Genomic DNA, 19939 nt, shown 5'->3' with positions numbered 1-19939 from the left:
AGCTTAATTTATATAATTAATGATTATTTAGATTGTTTTCCCTAATCTTACGCAAAAGAAAAGGAGGGAGTCCCGGCAGCCGTTCATGGCCTTCGGAACACCCTCCTTGCTGAGTTATGGCAGACTACAAATTTATGTCAGTTTCACCAGACTGTAATTTTTCTTACCTTTGCGGACAATGATGAATTTCCCGCCGATAGCATGTTCAGCGGTAATCTCAACCTCCAGCTCGCTTACACGCTCACCGTTGATGGAAATTGCACCCTTGGTAATGTCTTCACGCGCCTGGCGTTTGGACGGCTCTATGCCGAGGTCTACCAGCCAGTCCACGATATTCTTCGCTTCCTTGGAGGCGGTGTAGGTCGGCATTTCCTTGAAGCCTTCCTCAATTTCATCAGCAGTCAGCGAGCGGATATCGCCGCTGAACAGGGCTGCGGTAATGCGTTTGGCCTGCTCCAGCAGCTCCTCGCCGTGAACAAACCGGGTCATCTCTTCAGCCAGGGCCTTTTGTGCTTCCCGTTTATGCGGCTCGGCTTCGACCTTTGCCGCGAGAGCTTCGATTTCCTCTTTACTCAGGAAGGTGAAGTACTTGAGGTATTTCACTACATCCCGGTCATCCGTGTTCGCCCAGAACTGGTAGAACTCGTAAGGGGTTGTTTTCTTCGGATCGAGCCACACGGCTCCGCCGGCGGTTTTGCCGAACTTGGTGCCGTCCGCTTTCAGCATCAGCGGGATGGTAAGGCCGAAGGCTTTAGCTTCGTTGCCTTCTTTTTTACGGATCAGGTCCAGACCGCTTGTAATGTTGCCCCACTGGTCGGAGCCGCCGATTTGCAGCTGCACATCCTCATGCTTGTACAGGTGCAGGTAGTCGATCGACTGCAGGATTTGGTACGAGAATTCGGTGAACGAAATTCCGCTGTCCAGGCGGCTGGAGACGACATCTTTGGCCAGCATCGTATTGATGCTGAAGTTTTTGCCGAAGTCGCGCAGGAACTCAATAACGTTAATATCCTTAGTCCAGTCGTAGTTGTTGACCAGACGCACCTGGTTAGCGTTATCATCCGAGATGAAAAGCTTCTTCATCTGTGCGGTCAGCGCATCCACATTTTCCTGCACCTGTTCCAGCGTCTGCAGGGAGCGTTCGCTCTGGCGCCCGCTCGGATCGCCGATGGTTCCGGTTGCTCCGCCGATCAGGATCACCGGACGATGACCGGCCAGCTGAAAACGTCTAAGCACCATGAACGGAATCAGATGCCCGATATGCATGCTGTCGCCGGTCGGGTCAACACCGCAATACAGCGAGACCGCCTTGCTATTCGTTAATTCACGCAGTCCTTCCGCATCCGTCTGCTGGTTAATGGCATCGCGCCATTCCAGTTCATCAATAATATTCAACATGTACAGCCCCTTTGTAAGTTGTCGGTTCTTGTGTGATCTACGTTCTGAGCGCAGAGCAGTGCGGGTCCGGGTATCCAAAAATCCCATAAAAAAATCGCCCCTTGTCTGTTCAGACACAGGGACGATTGGATTAACCGTGTTACCACCCAAATTGCACGAACACCAGGAATAAGCGTGTCCGTACCACTATCAGCGAGTTATCGTTCGCTTAGCTCCGCTTGGCATTACCCAAGATACTCCAGAGTGTATTTCGCAGCCCTCGTATGTACCGGGTTCCATCACCCCCCGGCTTTCTGGGACAGGGACTAAGCTGCTACTGCGCTCATTCAACGTATACCAACTATAAGATTACAGAAAGTATAGCCAATTCCAAAATCGTTGTCAATGCAGCGCCCTTACTTAACAAAGGTTGATAATACCGTCCAATCAGGGTAGGATACTTATCAACAAGATCATCCGCTTGAAGAGAGGAGGATTGCGGCGATGAAACTAAAAACCAGTCCCATTGCGGGAATACTGCTTGTGATTGCACTTGTCACCGGGATGACAGCTGTCATTAGAGCCTCTGCAGACTCCTCACCGGATGGGAATAAGATGTTTGGGACAACACCCTTCATTTACACAGCCGAAACAGCAGATGACGCTGTTCAGAATGAGCAAACATATAAGCTGGCGCTCCAGTGGGCAGAGGCATGGAAAACCAGGGACGGCAAGCTACGCCTGGAAATCATGAGCAGCAGTATGCAAAAAGAGTTTCGGCAGCAGCAGAAGGCTGCGACCGGGGATGCCAATAATACGGTAATCCGCTGGTCCAGCCCATGGGTAGTCAGCTATATCGCAGAATCAGACGCGGAAGAAGCTCTGATTACCTACCGCTATACGGATTCTACAGGCAGTCAATACCTGGGTACAGAACGGCTAAGCTTCGGAGAAGAAAACGGAAGAACCGTTGTAAACAGCAGCAAGACAGAGATTGAAATGAAACCCTATTCGGAAGAATGAGCGTTATGAATCCCTGATCATCCATTGGACAGCAAACGAGCCTTGGAGGTGACTCCAAAGGCTCATTCGCGTTTGTCTCAGCTTACGTCGGCTGCTCCCAGTCCAAGCCGCAGACATTTCATATTCGAGTACTGATAGCCCGCGGCTTCGTAGAAATGCAGTGCCCGCATATTCCCGGCGTCCGCAAGCAGGGTAATCCGCAGGAAGCCGTTTTGCTTGGCATATTCGACGATCCGGTCCATAAAAAACCTGCCGCTGCCCTTGCTCCGCTCCTCCGCAGCCACAATAAAGTCTTCCAGCATGATTACCGGACCACCCTCAAAGGTGCTGAATGAATACACCAGATTCACCATCCCGACAACCTTTTCCTGCCGCTTGAGCAGCAGCAGCTGCCCTTTGTCCGGGTGTTCCAGGATCAATTCCAGACCGGTCCTCTGCTTGTCTTCATTGACGGCATCTGCAAAATCCTGTTCCAGCGCGAACAGTTCACCAAGCAGCGCACACATCACTTTCAGATCCTCTGTTCCCGCTTCCGCAATTCTAAGCATATATCAGCCCCATTTCCGATGCATTGCACATATCATATATGATTTGCCAGCTGTAAACTGTGATGTACGGTGTGTCTGAAAAAAAAGACGGCTGTGTCCGAAAGAGACACAGCCAACTTGGCTCAAACATTGGTTATTCTCTAGCGATCAGCTGTGCCTGGTTCCATCCGGGCCAGCAGGTGCTGCCGGAGTCCGCTGTACTCTCTACTTGTACGAAGTTCGTCGAAGGTCCGTTCTTCTCCGCCCGCTGTCAGCGGATTCGCGAAATCCTCTACGACTCTGCCGGGATCGGGGTGCATGACAATCAGCCGGCTGGACAGGAGCAGCGCTTCATCCACATCGTGGGTGATGAAAAACATGCACTTGCCCGTCTTGCGCCAAATCTCCCTCAAATGACGCTGCATATTCTCGCGGGTTAAGGCGTCGAGTGCACTGAACGGTTCATCAAGCAGAACAATTTCCGGTTCAGTGGCCAGAGTACGGGCAATCGCCGCCCGCTGCTTCATCCCCCCGGACAGCTGGTGGGGCAGCAGCTTCGCCGAAGAAGTCAGCCCCATCAGCTCCAGAAAATAGGCCACCCGTTCCTTGCGCCGGGCCTTAGGCAAATTCTTCATCCGCAGCCCGAACTCGATATTGCGGGCCAGTGACAGCCAGGGAAACAGGTTCGCCTGCTGGAAGACCACGCCGACCTCCGAATCAGGGCGGGTATGACGTTTGCCGTTAATCGATATTGTCCCTTGGGTAGGCCGCAAATAACCTGCGAGAATATTCAGGAGTGAGGTTTTGCCGCAGCCGGACGGACCGAGCACAACAACAAATTCTCCAGGTGACAGCGTCAGGTTGATGTCCTGCAGCACCTGGCGTTCTTCAGCACCTCTGCCGTAAGCCAGGCCGATCCCTCCCAGCAGAATCCCCTTTCCGCTGTCCGGCTCAGCATTGGAACTTGCGAAGGCATCCTGCTGAACGGAAATTCTATCCCCCCGGAAAACCCCGGCGCCTGCACTGGTACTTATAGAACCCATACCCTCCAGCTTCTCTTCATAGATCATTCGGGCCACTCCTTCCATTAATGCAGTTTACTTATTGAACGGGATACAGGTCATTGCGCAGCGCTTTCTGGTATACGGATAAATCCGGTGATTCCGTAATCGACTTCTGTTCCACCAGGAAATCCCCGGTGTCCTTCAGCAATTGCCCGAAGGCTCCCGGCTGATCCGGTGTTCCCATATACTCCGGCGCAGTCTGCTGCGATGCATCCAGCACAATGATTTCATTCATTGCCTTCAAGGTAGCCTCCGGTGTCAGACCCAGTTCACCGGACATTGCCGCTGCCGAATCCTCGGGATGCTCGCGGTAGGCTTTGACCGCCTCATCCAGAACTGAGATATAGCCTTTGACCGCATTTGGATATTTGGCGATAAAATCATTATGCACTACGCCGAACTCCCCGGTGATACCGCCTTTCGCCGCAACTTCAGCCGAGCTGATAATCACCTTACCGCCGTCCTCCACCAGCTTCGACTGGCTCGGCTGCCAGGTGTAAGCACCATCGATATCGCCTCTTTGCCAAGCAGCAACAATATCGGGAGCCTGCATGTCAAGGATGGTAATCGTGCCAGGATCAATATTCTTCTGCTTCAGAGCAGACAGCAGACTGAAATGGGAAGTTGAGCCGAAGGTGGTGGCGATTGTGTGCCCTTTCAAATCCGCGAGGGAGGATATGCCGGCATCACTCTTCACGACCAGCGCTTCACTCTGGCCGATAACATCATGGATGTAATAGACCTGGTCCGGTAATCCTTGAGCGATACCGGAGGCCCCGGGAGGTGTACCAAGCAGGCCGAAGTCGATCCCGCCGCTGGCAATCGCCACGTTCACATCACGGCCGGAGTCAAATTTCAGCCAGGAAATTTTGACATCAGGATATTTCTTCTCCAGCAGCCCAAGCGATTTGGCCAGCAATTCGCCGTTCGGGGAAACCTGGTAGCCAATGCGTATTTCCTTGGGCAGTTCCTCTGCAGCGGCGGAAGGCTCCGCTGTAGCCGTGTCTGCGGCTGCTGTGCTTACTGCTTCTTCCGTGGCCGCAGCCTCCGGCGCACTCTTTCCGTTGACCTGATTATTACTATTACCGCAAGCGGATAACACCAGCAGTACCATCAGAATTGCGAGCAACGGGCCTAGCCTGAATAAAGTGCGAAATGGTCTCATCTTCTCTAATCTCCCTTTTGAATAAATAGTTTTATTGCTCCGTCCACGGCGATACACGCCGGATCAGGCTGCGGATGATAAGATCAATTGCAATGGCGATCAACGCCATAATGATAATGCCGAGATACATAATGTCACTCCGCAAAAACTTGCTCGCATCCAGCACCAGCCAGCCGATTCCGGACACTGCGGCCACCATTTCAGCGGCCACAAGTGTGGAGTAACTTACACCGACTGCCGTGCGCAGACCCGTTAGAAGCTCCGGAAGCACCGATGGAAAGATAACAAAGACGTACAATTTCCAGCCCCGTGCCCCAAGCGACCGGGCACCGTTAATCCGGTCGGCGCTGAGCCGCTGCACGCTGAACACTGCCGTGATGAACAAAGGGGCAAACGCCCCCAGAAATAACAGCAGCACCTTAGAGACATCTGTAATTCCGAACCACAGAATCAGCAGCGTATAATAGGCCAGCGGCGGCAGCGGACGGTAGAATTCGATGAACGGGTCTACCACCGCCCGAAGTACACGATAGCGTCCGCATAAGATCCCTAGGGGAACAGCGGTTATAAAAGCGGCCGCCAGCGCCAGAAACAGTCTTCTCATACTCGTCCCGATGTGATTCAGCAGGGTCTGGCCTTTATAGCCGTCCTGCAGCACATCCACGAAAGCAGACCAGACCGTCTGCGGTTTAGGCAGAAACAGGGGATTCACCCACTCCAGGGTGCTGGCAGACCACCAAAGCAGCAGTGCGGCCAGCAATGAGCCCACGGAAATCCCCCGGTACAGCCATTCCTTTGATATTCTCCGCTTGGAAGCCGGCTTACTGCGGATCACGCCGCTATTCGGCGGCACTGCTTCTCTGGTGTTGCTCTGCATCTCAGCATCTCCTCTTTCATTGTTTAAGCGGCAAATAAAAAGGCCTGCACTTCAGCATGAAGGGCAGATTCCGCCCTCCCTCTGAAACAGCAGGCCTCCGGTGGTCCGGTAGGCTCCTTAACCAAGAAACTCGCACATCGCACAGAGCGATTTGATCGTCTCCATCATTTCTTTCTCAATCAGCGACAGATGATGCCGCTTAGTCCAGGCTAGAGCAATCGATATATCCAGTCCGGCACCGGTAATCTCCAGCGGGACAATGCTGCCCTTGTTCAAAAAATAATCGCTCATAAATTTCGGGGCGAAAGCCGCGCATAAATTCAAGGAGATGACCTTTTCCAGCATCGGGAAGCTGTCCAGCCGGTAAGCTACATTGAATTCACCGTGGCTCTGCAGCAGCTCGGAAATCCAGCAGTCCGTGGCAAATTCGGTATTGTACAGAACCAGCGGCTGGGCCATCGCTTCCTGAATTGTAATTGTCCCGCTGGCAGCAAGCAGCGAATCCCGGCTGACCAGCAGCACCAGGCGGTCCCTGAACAGCTCCTTGACGCAGAGATCCTTGTCCTCCGCCTGGCCGCAGCTTTTCATTACAACTCCGAAATCCGCTTTACCCGCTGCAATATCACGCAGATTATTGTTGGACTCTCCAACCTTCATCAGCACATTCACATTGGGATGCCTGTATTTAAACGTAGTCAGTGTATTAACCATGATGGTGTTGCTGATGAACGGCTCTACCGCAAGATGGATACTCCCGGTCATTGCATGAGTGTTCTCCTCGGCAAGCGCTTTGATATCCTCCAGCAGATCGATGGCTTCCATTGCTTTGGCGATAACGGCCTGCCCGATCTCCGTAGGATGCACGCCCTGATTACTCCGTTTGAACAGAGGCACTCCGAGCTCAACCTCCAGCTTGGATACAGAAGAACTAAGCGCCGGCTGTGAAATATAGGAGCGCTCGGCAGCCGTCGATATCGATCCCGTCTGGGCGATCGCCACAATATGATAGAGCTGTTCCAGCCGCATAATCGTCTCCCTCTTTCTTCCTGCTAGCCTCATTATATAATCATAAATCCAATGTGACTACTAGGAAAAAGATCGCTGACAATGGTTACATCATCCACTCTTACGGCACCCATTCCTCCAATTTCTCGACGAGTACCTGCTGAGGATGAAAGCCGCCGATCCTTGCCTTTACTTCGCCGCCTAGAAACAGTACAAGATGAGGGATGCCCTTCAGCCTTAGCCTGTGAAACAGAGAACGGTATTTATCGGCGTCCACACCGTATACCTGCATACGGCCGCTGAAATCGTAAGCTACCGCCTCGGCCACCGGAAAGAGCTCCCGGCAGATTTTGCAGCGCCGGGAACCGAAGAACACAAGCACGGGTTCTTCACTGCCGAAGGTCAAATCATCAAATTCACGGTCCGTAATATGGGGAATCGGCTTACGCGGAATTTCTGTACGCATCCTCTGCTCAGCCGCCCGTCCCCGCCGTGACCGGCTCCGCAGCAGCCTCTCCATACTGCCCAGCTTCATCCTGCTCTTCTGTTAAAATTTGATAGATGATTCCGCCCTCCACATCGTTCGGCACCGGGGAGCCGGTCAGATGGCAGATTGTCGGTACAATATCGACGACTTTAACTTTGCGGTCAATGACTTTTCCTGCCTTCACACCGGCACCGAGGGCAATAAATAAGGCCTGCATGGAATACCCCATCAGCGTGTGATTGCTGAGACCGTTGCCGTGGCATCGGGTAAAGTCCGGCTCCAGGATATAGAAGATATCACCTACATTCTCTCCCCCTAACCCCACAAGCTCCATATCATTTCGGTTCAGGGCGAAGCTGATGACTCTTCTGCCTGTTTTCGGATCGCGGTAGCTGTAGAGGTCATCAATAATTTTCTGCACCAGCCTATCATAATCTGCAGGATCTACGATCCCTTGTGGGTCGCGGCCTTTAACATTTAAATAGATGTATGTAGCCCGCTGGGCGACAGCAACCGTATTACTCCAGTCAATCTCGAGACCTCCCCCGGTCTCTTTAATCCGGGTATACCCGAGTTCCCCCATAATGCCGACATTGATCCCCCACATATCGCCGATCAGCGGATGGTCTGTCTCCGGATTCTTCGCAACTCCGGCATGATCCGAAACAATGAACACCGCCGTCTCATCATCCAGGCGGTCGAGCAGTGCGCCGATGAAGCGGTCGCTGATCTCATAAATCTTATAAATGATCTCCTCGTAGCGTTTGTATTCCGGCGACGCAGCTGGCAGCGTATGATCGAGGTAGAAATGATTGAACATGTCGATTCCGTGCATATGAGTATAGAAAAGATCCCATTCCTTGTTATCAAGCAAATAATTAATGGCATCCTCATGCCAGCTGTACATTTCACCGATGGATTCCAGCAGCACAAGATCAGCCTGCGGATTCAGACGGCTGTAATTGGAAGGCTGCAGCATCGGGCCAACCTTACTGTACAGTTCCTCTCCGATAGGCTGCGGATGAAAGTATCTCCCGGTTTTCAGATCCAGCACGTAGGAAGAATAGAATTTAAAGCTGTTTCCCGCAGGATCCAGCTCCAGCACACGGATTTTGTAGGCTACCGGAATGCTGGCTCCGTTAATCGTATAGCTGTCGTAAATCCAGCCGCTCCATTCTCCCAAAACGGCTTCTCCCAGCGCTGTTTCCGCCGTTTTGGAAGCATAAATACGAATCCGGTTATACGTTGTACCGTTATCGGCTACAAGCAGACCCCAGCGTCTGGCTTGGCCATTGTTCACCGGCAGTACGAACTCACGCGCACCAGCCGGAGCAGAATTCCAGCCGGCAGCAGGCTTCAGGGGGGTCAGGATCTGATCCGCAGTCGGGATATCCGCTGATAATTCTCCATCCTGCGCCGTAGTTACCAGTCCGGGCTGTGTATAGCCGTACCCCTCATACGTCTCCTTACTGATCTCCGCTTTCTGGGTTGTTTCTTCGCCTTCAAACCGGCAGTTGGCTCCCGTATTATCGACCACATGCGGGATCTCGATCAGCTCAAAGTCGCCTGCTCTGCCTTCGTACACTTTCTCATAATCAATATAACCGCGCAGATTGGTATAGATGCTGGTCCCGTCGACATAAATCGCATCCTCCACCTGCGCCGGCCAGGAGGTCGGGTAATTAAAAATAATGCTCTTCTTGCCCGCCCGGGCATAAGCTTGCCAGATGGTCTCGGCCTTCAGCAGGCCAGAGTCAAAACCATAATCCAGCACGTCCAGCTCATTGCCCAGTGTATGGTTCCAGAAGCAGGTGATGCCGTGGGTGGCCGGATAGGCTCCGGTGGCAATCGACGCCCAGTTCGGTGGAGTGATGGCTGGAAGCACACTTTGCATGCCCAAATCACTTGTCGTCGAACCGGCTTCAATGGCTCTTTTGAAATTAGGAAGCTTGCCCTCCGCTACATATCGCCGGATCACTGACGGGTCTGCCCCGTCAAGTCCCAGCAGCATTACTTTTTTTGCTGTGCCATTGCTGCCTGCCATTATAACTTCACTCCGTCCATAATATTGTAGATATTCCAATGAGACAACTCGGAATTGATCTCTGAAGCCATTATAGACAGACGCAGGTACAAATGTTAAATAGACGCTGCTTATACCAGTATAAGCAGCGTCTATCCCCGTATCTTATTCATTAGTCCGAAATGTAAACTTAATATGACACTGCTGCCTCATGCTCCGGGATAAGCTCATCCGCCAACCGCAATCTTACTTCATCCATTACAGTCCGCAGACGCTCGCAAGTGGCAATCAGCTGGTCGACCTCTTCCCGGCCAACCTTTTCAATAATCTCGTTCAGGATACAGGAATACCGTTCCATTTTTTGTTCAAAAACCAGCCGCCCCTGCTCCGTCAGGCTGATATAGATCACCCGCCGGTCTGTTTCGGACATGGCGCGCTCGACATAACCCTTCTCTTCCAGAGAGCTGACAGCCTGTGAAGCGGTGGGTCTGCTGATTTGCAGCAGCTCGCTTAATTTGGAGACCATCACCCCCGGGTATTCCGGCGCATCCGGTTCTAACCGTTCCTTCTTCATCATGACATGGATGACGAACATCATGAGAAATTCCCCATGGGGAATAGAATCATTCCATTTGGTGCGTGTGGCCAGGCGTTTGATGTTCTCGAATGCGATAAGCAGCTTTTCTTCTTGAAGATCCTGGGGATTCATAAGACACCTCCGGTTATAAAAGTCAGACAATTACGATTACATCACCCGGAAAATTGCTTCATTCAGTTTCTGCAGCAGCTGACCGAATTGTTCGCGTTCCTCTTCGCTCCAGTCCTCGAGCAGCTGTCCGATTTTGTCCTGCCGTATGTCCGTGTCCTTCTTCAGCATGTCCGATCCTAACTCAGAGATTTGCAGCGAATAGGCCCTGCCGTCCAAAGGATCTGGTACACGGATCACATACCCCTTCTGCTCAAGTGCCGAGGCCTGCCTGCTGATCGTGGAAATATCAAGGTGAAACTCATCGGCCAGCGCCTTCACCCCGGCGGAGCCGTTCGAGGCAATCTGATGCAGCAGCAGATAGGCAGAGTGGTCCAGGATACCGTATTTTTTGTAGGTGCTGATCGAAGTCAGCCGGCGGCTGAGAATGGCCATCTCCAGTTCAATCGTTTCTAACGGGCGTTTGTCCATGGTGTGCAGCAACCTTTCTTTCCACTCTTTTCTCTATGAATAACAGCTTAAATTAGTTGTAAGATGCAGCGGTCATTGACTTCGCACATGCAACTTGTATAATACAAGTATATACTTTCATTATACAAGTTATTTTTACAAAAGCTAGTCTATTCTTACTTGGGGGAACCTTATGAAAGCGCATGAATTCATGATCAGACAGGTCTATAAGGTCAAGGAATATGACACTGTACGGACCTTTATCGAAAAATGCATCGAGCACCGGATCAGCGGCATGCCGGTCATTAACGACCGCAATGAAATTGTTGCTTATTTAAGCGATGGGGACATTATGCGCTATATCGGCAAACATGATGACCTCATTGTCGACTCTTTTTTTCAAGTGAATGTGATCAAGGGCGATGAGGATGAATTCGAGGAACGGACCCGGCGGCTGCTGAATCTTAATGTAATGGCCATCGCCAAAAAGAAAGTCATCACGGTTCCCTGGGACGAGGATATCGAACGGATTGCCGCCATTCTGGGCAAGAAGCAGATCAAAAAAGTACCTGTTGAACGAAACCGTGTCCTCATGGGCATTATCAGCCGGGGTGACGTCATCCGCCATTCGTTTAAATCGCTGTTATAGTTATTGTATTTAGATACAAATTGCGATTGTTATATTTAGCATGGCCGTAACTACAGAGAAGTTTGGACTTCCGGCCGCTGCCCGTCTTCAGATTTCTTGATTATGTCCGCTATAATCGGTAGAAATCTGAAGACAGCTTATGCTTACTCAATTCAAACCATTAGCTATCCATTCGGAAGCTCCTGCCCGCAAAGCCCGTAAAAGAACAGATGCAGCAGCTCCTCCAGAATCTGCTCCCTGTCTTCATGTTTTCCCACCGCATCCAGCATCTCCCCGGAACTCTTCATATACACCTGAATCAGCAGCAGAACCGCCTCCACCGACACCTTACCGGAAATTTCACCATGCGCCTTGCCGTCCTCCACCATTTTAACCATCAGCGGAATGATTCTTTTGTTATACTGCTCCTGAATGTAGGCAGACATCTGCGGATCATCCACCATCAGCTCCTTGATCACAGCCGGGGCAAGTCCGCGGTACGTCTCCTTCTCCTTAAAAACCATGTAGCCGATCAGCTCCTTCAGCGATTGCTGCTTGAGCATTTCCGCCTCAAATTCCGTAATCGAGCGCTGTACAAAATCCTTGAACGATTCCTTGATCAGCTCCTCCTTGCTGCCAAAATAATTATATATCGTCACCTGCGACACCCCGGCTGCCTTAGCAATGTCTGCAATCCGCAGCCGCTTCGGTTCCCAGGTCTGGAGCATGTCCATGGTTGTCTTCATGATTTGCCCCTTGATCATTGCCCTTCTCTTCTCAAAGCCGTTCATATTCTTCACCCTAACTTGACGCTTTAATGTACTGCTACGAAAATAATGAAATATAATATATATATGAGTTCATAATTATATTGACTTCGTGTAATCCCGGGACTATTATAACATATGAAATATATAACCAATAATATTTCATTATTCGCACGGGGGTGCAGCATGCTGAAGGTAGAGGGTTTAACCAAACGGTTTTCAAACGGCCGGGGGATTGAAGATGTATCATTCACAGTAGCAAGGGGCGAGGTGTTCGGTTTCCTGGGGCCCAACGGGGCGGGAAAATCGACCACCATCCGGCATATTATGGGATTCATGAAACCGGACCGGGGTTCGGTCACGATTAACGGGCTGGATGCCTGGAGCGGTCAGGGAACCGTACAGAAGCACACCGGATACCTGCCGGGCGAGATTAACTTCATTGACGGCATGACCGGCAAGGGCTTTCTTGATTTCATGGCCTCCATGCAAGGTGTGAAGAATACCGCTAAACGTAATGCGCTGATCGACCGGCTGCAGTTTGATGCCGCCACTCCAATCCGCAAAATGTCTAAAGGCATGAAGCAGAAGGTCGGCATTGTTGCCGCGTTCATGCATAGCCCCGACGTAATCATTCTGGATGAACCTACCTCAGGGCTGGACCCGCTGATGCAGAAGATCTTCATTGAACTCGTACTGGAGGAAAAAGCCGCAGGCACCACCTTCCTGATGTCGTCCCACAGCTTTCAGGAGATCGAACGTACCTGTGACCGGGCGGCCATTATCAAGGACGGGAAAATTATCGCAATTAACAATATTCATGAGCTCCAGTCGATGCAGCGCAAGCTGTTTGAGATTATATTCGAGACTGGAGAGGAAGCCGAGCGCTTCACCGCCTCCGGCCTGCAGGTGGTCAGCCGTGAAGGGAACCTTGTGCGGATTGCGATACAGGGCAACTACAATGAGTTCACCCGGGAGATCGCAGGTTACCGGATCCGGAGTCTGGATGTAACGACGCAGAACCTGGAGGATATTTTCATGAATTATTATGACCGCGGGGGTGCTGTGAAGTGAATCTTCCACTCTATAAAGAAATGATGCGGGTCAATCTGAAGGGTATTATGAATTATGCCTTTGGCTCCGCCTTCTATATTGTATTCATGATCTGGCTGTATCCGGGGCTGGCGGACAATACGGAAGCACTTAACGATCTTGTCAAAGCAATGCCCGAGGGGGTTGGCAATGCCTTTGGGCTGAACAATGGTTTCTCCAGTGCGGAGGGTTTTATCTCCGGTGAGTATTACGGGCTTATTCTGGTGCTGATCCTCTCCATTGTCTGCGTGCAAATGTCTACACAGCTGATCGCCCGGCTGGTCGACCGCGGCTCCATGGCCTATCTGCTGGCCACGCCGACCACACGCCGCAAGGTCGCTTTTACGCAGGCGCTCGTGCTGGTTACCTCACTGTTCATTATTATGGCTGTAACTACGCTGGCCGGGTTCGCCGGCAAAGTCTGGTTTCTCGGCAGCGAATATGAATTCGGCATGGCCCGGTTCAGCCAGTTGAACACCGCCGCCTTCCTGCTGTTTTTTGCCATTGGCGGCCTTTCCTTTCTGGTCTCCTGTGTCTGCAATGACGAGAAAAAAGCGCTCGGGATCTCCGGAGGGATCACCTTCGCCTTCTTCACGATCGATATCCTTGCCAAAATCACCGATAAGCTTGATGTACTGCGCTACTTCACGCTGTTCAGCTTTTACCGTCCCGGCGAGATTGTGCAGGGCACAGCAGATATCGGCTGGATTTCCTTCTGGCTGCTGCTGACCGGGCTGCTGTGCTTCGCCGCAGGCATTCAGATTTTCCGGCGGCGCGATTTGCCGCTATAATTTCATTCTTGCACAAAGAAGCCTGTTTGAAGCCGGGGGCTACCCGGAATTCAAACAGGCTTCTGCTGTTATTGCTTGTGCTTAGTCGGCGATAACTTCCTTGCCGTTCTTTACAGTGTATTTGTGGTTAAGGCTGGCTTCTTCGATATCGGCAAATGCCCAATGTGTAACCGGAACATCAGAGAAGCTGGAACGGGTCACGCCGCTGAGCGGGCCTCTGCCGAACAGGCGGTTAATCACCGTAACCGCTTCTGCACGGCTCAGCATCTTGGCCGGAGCAAAGCTGCCGTCCGCGAAGCCTGTCATCAGTCCCGCTGCTTTCACGGCATCGATAGCTCCTGCCGCCCAGTGCTTATTCACATCGGAAATTGCTGAAACCGCTGTGCTGCTCTCGTCAAAGGACAATTGCTTCAGCCGTGCGCTCAGGATTGCCATCTCCGCACGGGTTACCGCACGTTCCGGATTGAAGCTGCCGTCAGGATCGCCCTTCATCAGACCGGCTGCGGCTACTTTGGCAATATCAGCTGCTGCCCAGTGCTTCGCAGATACATCTGTAAAGTTCACTCCTGATGCTGCTGCATCAATTTCTATGTTGCGGGCAAGGAGTGCTGCAAGCTCGGCCCGTGTCAGTGCACGGCTTGGCTTGAAGGTGCCATCCTCATAGCCCTTGATATAAGCTGCATGGGAATAGACTGCATCTGTTGCAGTTGCTGTTCCTGCACCATTAGGTACTACTACAGGTGCAGCAGGTGTAGCAGGTGTAGCAGGCCCAGTGACGATGCTGCCAGGGAGGGAGGAACTGGTCTCTACAATACTAAAGCTGCTAAATTTAGAAATGTCAAACGAGATGCCATATGGTTCGTTCTTATCGTTGTTTACGACAGTGCCTTTGGACAGCTCAATCGTACCGTCGCTGTGCACAATATATACAGCAAGGCTGCTGGCATTCATGGTACTTACATCCACACCGTTTTTGGCAAATGGAAGCATTAGCTGTGTATTATAGCCGGTATAGTTGGTCTCAATATCCAGCGGCGGGCTGAGCGCCTTCAGGTTCTGGTTATTATAGGACGAAGGAACCTGGTTCTTCGAGTCTTCTGCATTGCGGGCAGGCACGATCCGGAAATACAGATCCAGATTGTCCGCCATCATGGACTGCAGAGTAGCTGCATCCAGGGAAATGGTCGAATAATCACTTTGGATATTCAAGTTGAAGCTATTCGCACCGAGTAGTGCAAGCGTTGTTGCCGGAATTTCAACTGCAATTTCATCAGCAGTATCGCCCGGCAACTCATCAATGTAGATCGTAGATGAATTGTTGTGGCCAGGTACAGAAGCAGTGACAATCTCTTGTGCCTTAGCCGAATCAAATACTACCTTATCCATTTTCGAACTAGTACCATCTGCTGAAGTAACGTTGATTCGTTTGACCGGAACCAGTGCTGTGTTGTCCGACTGATCCTTCACTTTGACATTGCGGATATTGCTCGTGTCCTCGACCTTGATTGCCCCGCTGGCTGTTACAACAACCAGGAAGGTACGGGTTTTCGCTTCACCGTCGCGGCTGACGGTCGCGCTGAGAACTACTGCCTCATCCTGGGCACTGCGGTATACAACGGCATTGATGCTGCTGTCCGTTGCTGCCGGAATCTCAATAACCTGCGGCTTACTGGAAGTCCAGCTGACCTGTGTACCGAAGCCTCCGGTAGATGGCAGGGACAGTGAAGTCAGAACATTCTCCCAGGTTTCGCCTGCGGCGTAGCCGATTTGAAGTGTTTTGGAAGCTTCATTCACCACGTCCGCTGACTTGATCGCTACGGTAACACTTAGTGGTGCACTTTCTGTCTTCAACTTCTCTGTAAGAGTTACAGTTAGAGTATCTCCTTCAGTCAGCGCTATTTCTGTAAAGGTCAGCGGTCCGGCCACTGCCCCGGTATTGGTTGCACTGGCAAGCAGCTTGCCTTCCTTGCTGTAGATGGAAACAACAGCTCCGGCCGGCACCTGGTTCACAGTGAACTTGCCTTGTGCAGCACTGATTACAATGTTGCCTGCCAGCGGCTGAGCAGACTGCTCATAGACAGCGGCAACTTCTACCTTGGCGCTTTGTGCTTTGTTCGTTTCCGTGAAACTGATCTTCACGATCTGCCCCGGCTCCAGACCCTTCACGGCGAAATGGAATTCAGCCAGAGCTCCGGTATCATTGAAGCTTGTACCCAGCAGCGTAGTCCCATCCTCCGCATATACGGAAGCCGTGACATTGGCTGGAACGTTGTTTACTGTAACAACACCAGTTGTAGCATTAGCAATCAGATTTCCGGCAGCAGGCGCCTGAGTAGGCTCATAGGCTGCAGGAATCTCGGTGAGCGGGCTTGGATCCTTGCCAAGCTCCCATGTCCCGACCTTTAGAATCTGACCGTCAGCTAGTCCGGAAGCTATCGTAATTATCAGTTCAGCCGGGCTTCCGCTCTCATTAACTGCAGTTCCCAGTACATTAAGTCCGTCTTCCCCGTAGACTGTAACTGTAGCGCCCACCGGCACATTCTTCACAGTGACAGTAGATGAAGTTGCATTGGCGGTAATATCCGCCGCTGCCGGTGTGCTTGTTACTTCACTATGCGCAGTGATGTCCGTCAGTGTACTCTCCGTCAATTCCGGCTCAGTCAGGCTGACTTTGATTACATCCCCGGCCGTTAACCCTGCAGGAATTGCTATTGCCACTTCCCCAGCTGTTCCCGCTTCATTCGTGGTTGTTCCCAGCATGGTCACGCCATCGGCTGCGTAGACAGTTACCTTGGTGCCGGCTGGTACCTTCTTTACAGTCACAGTATCCGTTGTAGCATTGGCGGTCATATCCGCCGCTGCGGGTGCACTTGTTACTTCACTATGCGCAGTGATGTCCGTCAGCGGACTCTCCGTCTTTTCCGGTTCGGTCAGGCTAACTTTGATTACATCCCCGGATTGTAATCCTGCCGGAACCGATACGGTTACTTCCCCGGATGTTTCCGTTTCATTCTTGGCTGTTCCCAGCACGGTCACGCCATCGGCTGCGTAGACAGTAATCTCGGCACCGGCTGGTACCTTCTTTACAGTCACAGTATCCGTTGTAGCATTTGCAGTAACATCCGCCGTTGCGGGTGCACTTGTTACTTCACTATGAGCAGTGATGTCCGTCAGCGGACTCTCCGACATTTCCCGTTCGGTCAGACTGACTTTGACCACATCCCCGGATTGTAATCCTGCCTGTACCGGCACGGTTACTTCCCCGGATGTTTCCGCCTCATTCTTGGCCGTTCCCAGCACGGTAACACCATCGGCTGCGTAGACAGTAACCTCGGCACCGGCTGGTACCTTCGTCACAGTTACAGCATCCTTTGTAGCATTGGCAGTAATTCCTACCGCTGCGGGTGCACTGGTTACTTCATTGTGCGCAGTGATGTCCGTCAACGGACTCTCCGACATTTCCCGTTCGGTCAGGCTTATTTTGATTACATCCCCGGATTTTAATCCTGCCGGAACCGGCACGGTTACTTCCCCGGATGTTTCCGCCTCATTCTTGGCCGTTCCCAGCACGGTAACACCATCGGCTGCGTAGACAGTAACCTTGGCACCGGCTGGTACCTTCGTCACAGTCACAGTATCCTTTGTAGCATTGGCGGTCATATCCGCCGCTGCGGGTACACTTGTTACTTCACTATGAGCAGTGATGTCTGTCAGCGGACTCCCCGACTTTTCCGGTTCGGTCAGGCTGACTTTGATCACATCCCCGGATTGTAATCCTGCCGAAACCGGCACAGTTACTTCCCCGGATGTTTCCGCTTCATTCTTGGCCGTTCCCAGCACGGTAACACCATCGGTTGCGTAGACAGTAACCTCGGCACCGGCTGGTACCTTTGTCACAGTCACAGTATCCTTTGTAGCATTGGCAGTAACATCCGCCGCTGCGGGTGCACTTGTTACTTCACTATGCGCAGTGATGTCCGTCAGCGGACTCTCCGTCTTTTCCGGTTCGGTCAGGCTAACTTTGATTACATCCCCGGATTGTAATCCTGCCGGAACCGATACGGTTACTTCCCCGGATGTTCCTGCTTCATTCTTGGCCGTTCCCAGCACGGTAACGCCATCGGCTGCGTAGACAGTAACCTCGGCACCGGCTGGTACCTTCTTTACAGTCACAGTATCCGTTGTAGCATTTGCAGTAACATCCGCCGCTGCGGGTGCACTTGTTACTTCATTGTGTGCAGTGATATCCGTCAGTGTACTCTCCGTCAAATCCGGCTCAATCAGGCTGACTTTGACGGTATCTCCGGCCGTTAACCCTGCAGGAATTGCTATTGCCACTTCCCCAGCTGTTCCCGCTTCATTCGTGGCTGTTCCCAGCACGGTCACGCCATCGGCTGCGTAGACAGTTACCTTGGTGCCGGCTGGTACCTTCTTAACAGTCACAATATCCGTTGTAGAATTGGCTGTTACATCTTCTACTTGCGGCGCTGAGCTTCCTGCCGCTGCTTCGCTAATCCCGCTCAACAGAACCACCCGGTCTGGTTCACCGTCTACTTTCAGCGTCAGTGCTCCGTTAGAGGAACCTGCTCCCTGCGGGGAGTACTGGACTTCAATAATTCCGCTCTCCCCTGGAGCAAGCTCGGGAGGAACCGTATTGTCTGTGATTTTAAAATCACCGTTAATCAACACTTCACCAATTTTGAGCGGAGCATCCGAGGTATTGGTTACTGTAACGGATACTTTCTTCTGCGTTGGATAGTTGAAGTACAGATTCGTATTGGAGAGATACAATTTGTATCCGCTCAGAAGTCCCTGATACACCTTCAAATAAATTTTTCCGCTTTTTTCATACAGGTACATAATATCTCCGTTTGTGGTATTAATCGCTGCATTGGCAATGCTTGTAGCCGCGACTTCAACAGGGGAGGACAGGTTTGCACCCAGATCCTGGCTGACGCTGAAGAACACGGAGGAACCGTTGCTGAATCCGGTCACGACATTGCCGTAACTGTCCGCGCTCAGCGAACGTCCCTGTGAGCTCATATTATTTCCACCCATTAGATCAGTCACGGTTCCGTCCCCGATATTCATGCGGACCATATTGGAATCAGAACCCGCTACAAACAGATACTGGCCCTTGCTGCCGGCGGATAATGCCCCAACAGAAAAGAATACATTTTTCTCCGGAATTACAGGCGTTCCAAAGCTTTGCCCATGATCCTTGCTGACATAATATTTAAGGGAAGGATTATCCTTCTGTACAATCAAATTTCCAGTCTGCGGATCAACGTGCAGATCGGTAAACACATAGGATTCGTTAAAATCATAATTGTTGAAGGTTGTCCCCTCATTGCTGCTGTAATAAAGAGTGCTGCCTGAAGGGGACGTTACATAAATATAACTTCCATCTACAGCCATATGTGCAGAGGTACCTAAAAACGCGCCAACCGCGATTGGATCGCTGAAGGTTTTACCGCCATCGGTGCTTTTAACCAGCACACCAGCACTTTCATTTATGCCTACAACATATACCGTCCCTGACGAGGATACGGCGATTTCCGGCTCAAAGCTGCCTGTGGCTGCCAGAACGCTGGGCTGGAACGTCTTGCCGTTGTCTGTGCTCTTGGCAACACGGATTTCATCACCGCCGTTATATACGGCATAAATAGACCCGTCCGGCGACACAGCCAGATTTCTTGAGGTATTGCCTGGGGCTATCGTCCAGTCAGAGTTACTGGTATCGCTGACCAGAACCTCACCGTACGCACTCGAGTCCGACTGTGCGCTGACTACTCCGGCACCTGCGAAAGAGCCCAGACTCAGGCTGACGGTTGTGACAAGTGATAAGACCGCTGAAAAAAGACGCTTTTTCTTCATCCTACTTTTCCTCCTGATCAATTAATACTAATTACCTATTTTCATGCCTGAAAAACATATTAACAGGTAGCTCTAAACAA

The 19939-nt window shown here is 51.6% G+C and carries 16 protein-coding genes and 1 other annotated feature; of the genes, 4 read left to right on the top strand and 12 right to left on the bottom strand.

Annotated elements, in window-relative coordinates; all coding sequences use genetic code 11:
* Positions 1–132: 132 nt before the first annotated feature.
* Positions 133–1395, bottom strand: coding sequence for a tyrosine--tRNA ligase (gene tyrS, locus QU597_RS08250; protein ID WP_310833259.1), 1263 nt, complete (start codon positions 1393–1395; stop codon positions 133–135).
* Between the two features lie 117 nt (positions 1396–1512).
* Positions 1513–1737: a binding site (T-box leader), on the bottom strand.
* A 144-nt stretch (positions 1738–1881) separates the two neighbouring features.
* Here tyrS and QU597_RS08245 point away from each other — a divergent pair.
* A complete protein-coding gene (locus QU597_RS08245; RefSeq protein WP_310832203.1) occupies positions 1882–2400 on the top strand; it encodes a hypothetical protein in 519 nt (172 codons plus the stop codon).
* A gap of 77 nt (positions 2401–2477) precedes the next feature.
* Here the strand turns inward: QU597_RS08245 and QU597_RS08240 are convergent, their stop codons facing one another.
* From QU597_RS08240 to QU597_RS08200, 9 genes are all read right to left on the bottom strand, one after another.
* Complete coding sequence (locus tag QU597_RS08240) at positions 2478–2948, bottom strand: GNAT family N-acetyltransferase (protein ID WP_310832202.1); 471 nt, start codon at positions 2946–2948, stop codon at positions 2478–2480.
* Between the two features lie 140 nt (positions 2949–3088).
* Positions 3089–3997, bottom strand: coding sequence for an ABC transporter ATP-binding protein (locus QU597_RS08235; RefSeq protein WP_310832201.1), 909 nt, complete (start codon positions 3995–3997; stop codon positions 3089–3091).
* Between the two features lie 31 nt (positions 3998–4028).
* Positions 4029–5156, bottom strand: coding sequence for a taurine ABC transporter substrate-binding protein (locus QU597_RS08230; protein ID WP_310832200.1), 1128 nt, complete (start codon positions 5154–5156; stop codon positions 4029–4031).
* 31 nt (positions 5157–5187) lie between these two features.
* A complete protein-coding gene (locus tag QU597_RS08225; protein ID WP_310832199.1) occupies positions 5188–6033 on the bottom strand; it encodes an ABC transporter permease subunit in 846 nt (281 codons plus the stop codon).
* Between the two features lie 117 nt (positions 6034–6150).
* Entirely contained in the window at positions 6151–7059 is a 909-nt protein-coding gene (locus tag QU597_RS08220) for a LysR family transcriptional regulator (protein ID WP_310832198.1), read from the bottom strand.
* 100 nt (positions 7060–7159) lie between these two features.
* Positions 7160–7504, bottom strand: coding sequence for a thioredoxin family protein (locus QU597_RS08215; protein WP_310832197.1), 345 nt, complete (start codon positions 7502–7504; stop codon positions 7160–7162).
* A gap of 7 nt (positions 7505–7511) precedes the next feature.
* A complete protein-coding gene (locus QU597_RS08210; RefSeq protein WP_310832196.1) occupies positions 7512–9569 on the bottom strand; it encodes an alkaline phosphatase family protein in 2058 nt (685 codons plus the stop codon).
* 169 nt (positions 9570–9738) lie between these two features.
* The gene (locus tag QU597_RS08205) at positions 9739–10257 is read right to left on the bottom strand and encodes a MarR family winged helix-turn-helix transcriptional regulator (protein WP_310832195.1); all 519 of its coding nucleotides are present in this window, start codon (positions 10255–10257) and stop codon (positions 9739–9741) included.
* A gap of 36 nt (positions 10258–10293) precedes the next feature.
* The gene (locus QU597_RS08200) at positions 10294–10725 is read right to left on the bottom strand and encodes a MarR family winged helix-turn-helix transcriptional regulator (RefSeq protein ID WP_310832194.1); all 432 of its coding nucleotides are present in this window, start codon (positions 10723–10725) and stop codon (positions 10294–10296) included.
* Between the two features lie 172 nt (positions 10726–10897).
* Here QU597_RS08200 and QU597_RS08195 point away from each other — a divergent pair, with 172 nt between their 5' ends.
* Positions 10898–11353, top strand: a complete 456-nt coding sequence (locus QU597_RS08195; RefSeq protein ID WP_310832192.1) for a CBS domain-containing protein — start codon at positions 10898–10900, stop codon at positions 11351–11353.
* A 164-nt stretch (positions 11354–11517) separates the two neighbouring features.
* Here the strand turns inward: QU597_RS08195 and QU597_RS08190 are convergent, their stop codons facing one another.
* Positions 11518–12096 carry a TetR/AcrR family transcriptional regulator gene (locus QU597_RS08190; RefSeq protein ID WP_310832191.1) on the bottom strand — a complete coding sequence of 193 codons (579 nt, stop codon included), beginning with the start codon at positions 12094–12096 and terminating at the stop codon, positions 11518–11520.
* A 189-nt stretch (positions 12097–12285) separates the two neighbouring features.
* Between QU597_RS08190 and QU597_RS08185 the strand changes: the two genes are divergently transcribed.
* Positions 12286–13173: an ABC transporter ATP-binding protein gene (locus QU597_RS08185; RefSeq protein WP_310832190.1), complete on the top strand. Its 888-nt coding sequence runs from the start codon at positions 12286–12288 to the stop codon at positions 13171–13173.
* The gene (locus tag QU597_RS08180) at positions 13170–13982 is read left to right on the top strand and encodes an ABC transporter permease subunit (RefSeq protein ID WP_310832189.1); all 813 of its coding nucleotides are present in this window, start codon (positions 13170–13172) and stop codon (positions 13980–13982) included. The genes QU597_RS08185 and QU597_RS08180 overlap by 4 nt, the downstream gene beginning before the upstream one ends.
* A gap of 81 nt (positions 13983–14063) precedes the next feature.
* Here the strand turns inward: QU597_RS08180 and QU597_RS08175 are convergent, their stop codons facing one another.
* Complete coding sequence (locus QU597_RS08175) at positions 14064–19859, bottom strand: S-layer homology domain-containing protein (protein ID WP_310832188.1); 5796 nt, start codon at positions 19857–19859, stop codon at positions 14064–14066.
* Positions 19860–19939 lie beyond the last annotated feature (80 nt).

The organism is Paenibacillus pedocola, assembly GCF_031599675.1.
Lineage (GTDB): Bacteria > Bacillota > Bacilli > Paenibacillales > Paenibacillaceae > Paenibacillus_AQ > Paenibacillus_AQ pedocola.
The sequence above is the reverse complement of the archived record's forward strand: the minus strand, read 5'-3'. Positions and strand labels throughout refer to the sequence as shown.

What these genes read in the sequence shown, in the direction of transcription:
- QU597_RS08245 (WP_310832203.1), top strand. Translation starts at nt 1,882, where the DNA reads ATGAAACTAAAAACCAGTCCCATTGCGGGAATACTGCTTGTGATTGCA.
- QU597_RS08240 (WP_310832202.1), bottom strand. Translation starts at nt 2,948, where the DNA reads ATGCTTAGAATTGCGGAAGCGGGAACAGAGGATCTGAAAGTGATGTGT.
- QU597_RS08235 (WP_310832201.1), bottom strand. Translation starts at nt 3,997, where the DNA reads ATGATCTATGAAGAGAAGCTGGAGGGTATGGGTTCTATAAGTACCAGT.
- QU597_RS08230 (WP_310832200.1), bottom strand. Translation starts at nt 5,156, where the DNA reads ATGAGACCATTTCGCACTTTATTCAGGCTAGGCCCGTTGCTCGCAATT.
- QU597_RS08225 (WP_310832199.1), bottom strand. Translation starts at nt 6,033, where the DNA reads ATGCAGAGCAACACCAGAGAAGCAGTGCCGCCGAATAGCGGCGTGATC.
- QU597_RS08220 (WP_310832198.1), bottom strand. Translation starts at nt 7,059, where the DNA reads ATGCGGCTGGAACAGCTCTATCATATTGTGGCGATCGCCCAGACGGGA.
- QU597_RS08215 (WP_310832197.1), bottom strand. Translation starts at nt 7,504, where the DNA reads ATGCGTACAGAAATTCCGCGTAAGCCGATTCCCCATATTACGGACCGT.
- QU597_RS08210 (WP_310832196.1), bottom strand. Translation starts at nt 9,569, where the DNA reads ATGGCAGGCAGCAATGGCACAGCAAAAAAAGTAATGCTGCTGGGACTT.
- QU597_RS08205 (WP_310832195.1), bottom strand. Translation starts at nt 10,257, where the DNA reads ATGAATCCCCAGGATCTTCAAGAAGAAAAGCTGCTTATCGCATTCGAG.
- QU597_RS08200 (WP_310832194.1), bottom strand. Translation starts at nt 10,725, where the DNA reads ATGGACAAACGCCCGTTAGAAACGATTGAACTGGAGATGGCCATTCTC.
- QU597_RS08195 (WP_310832192.1), top strand. Translation starts at nt 10,898, where the DNA reads ATGAAAGCGCATGAATTCATGATCAGACAGGTCTATAAGGTCAAGGAA.
- QU597_RS08190 (WP_310832191.1), bottom strand. Translation starts at nt 12,096, where the DNA reads ATGATCAAGGGGCAAATCATGAAGACAACCATGGACATGCTCCAGACC.
- QU597_RS08185 (WP_310832190.1), top strand. Translation starts at nt 12,286, where the DNA reads ATGCTGAAGGTAGAGGGTTTAACCAAACGGTTTTCAAACGGCCGGGGG.
- QU597_RS08175 (WP_310832188.1), bottom strand. Translation starts at nt 19,859, where the DNA reads ATGAAGAAAAAGCGTCTTTTTTCAGCGGTCTTATCACTTGTCACAACC.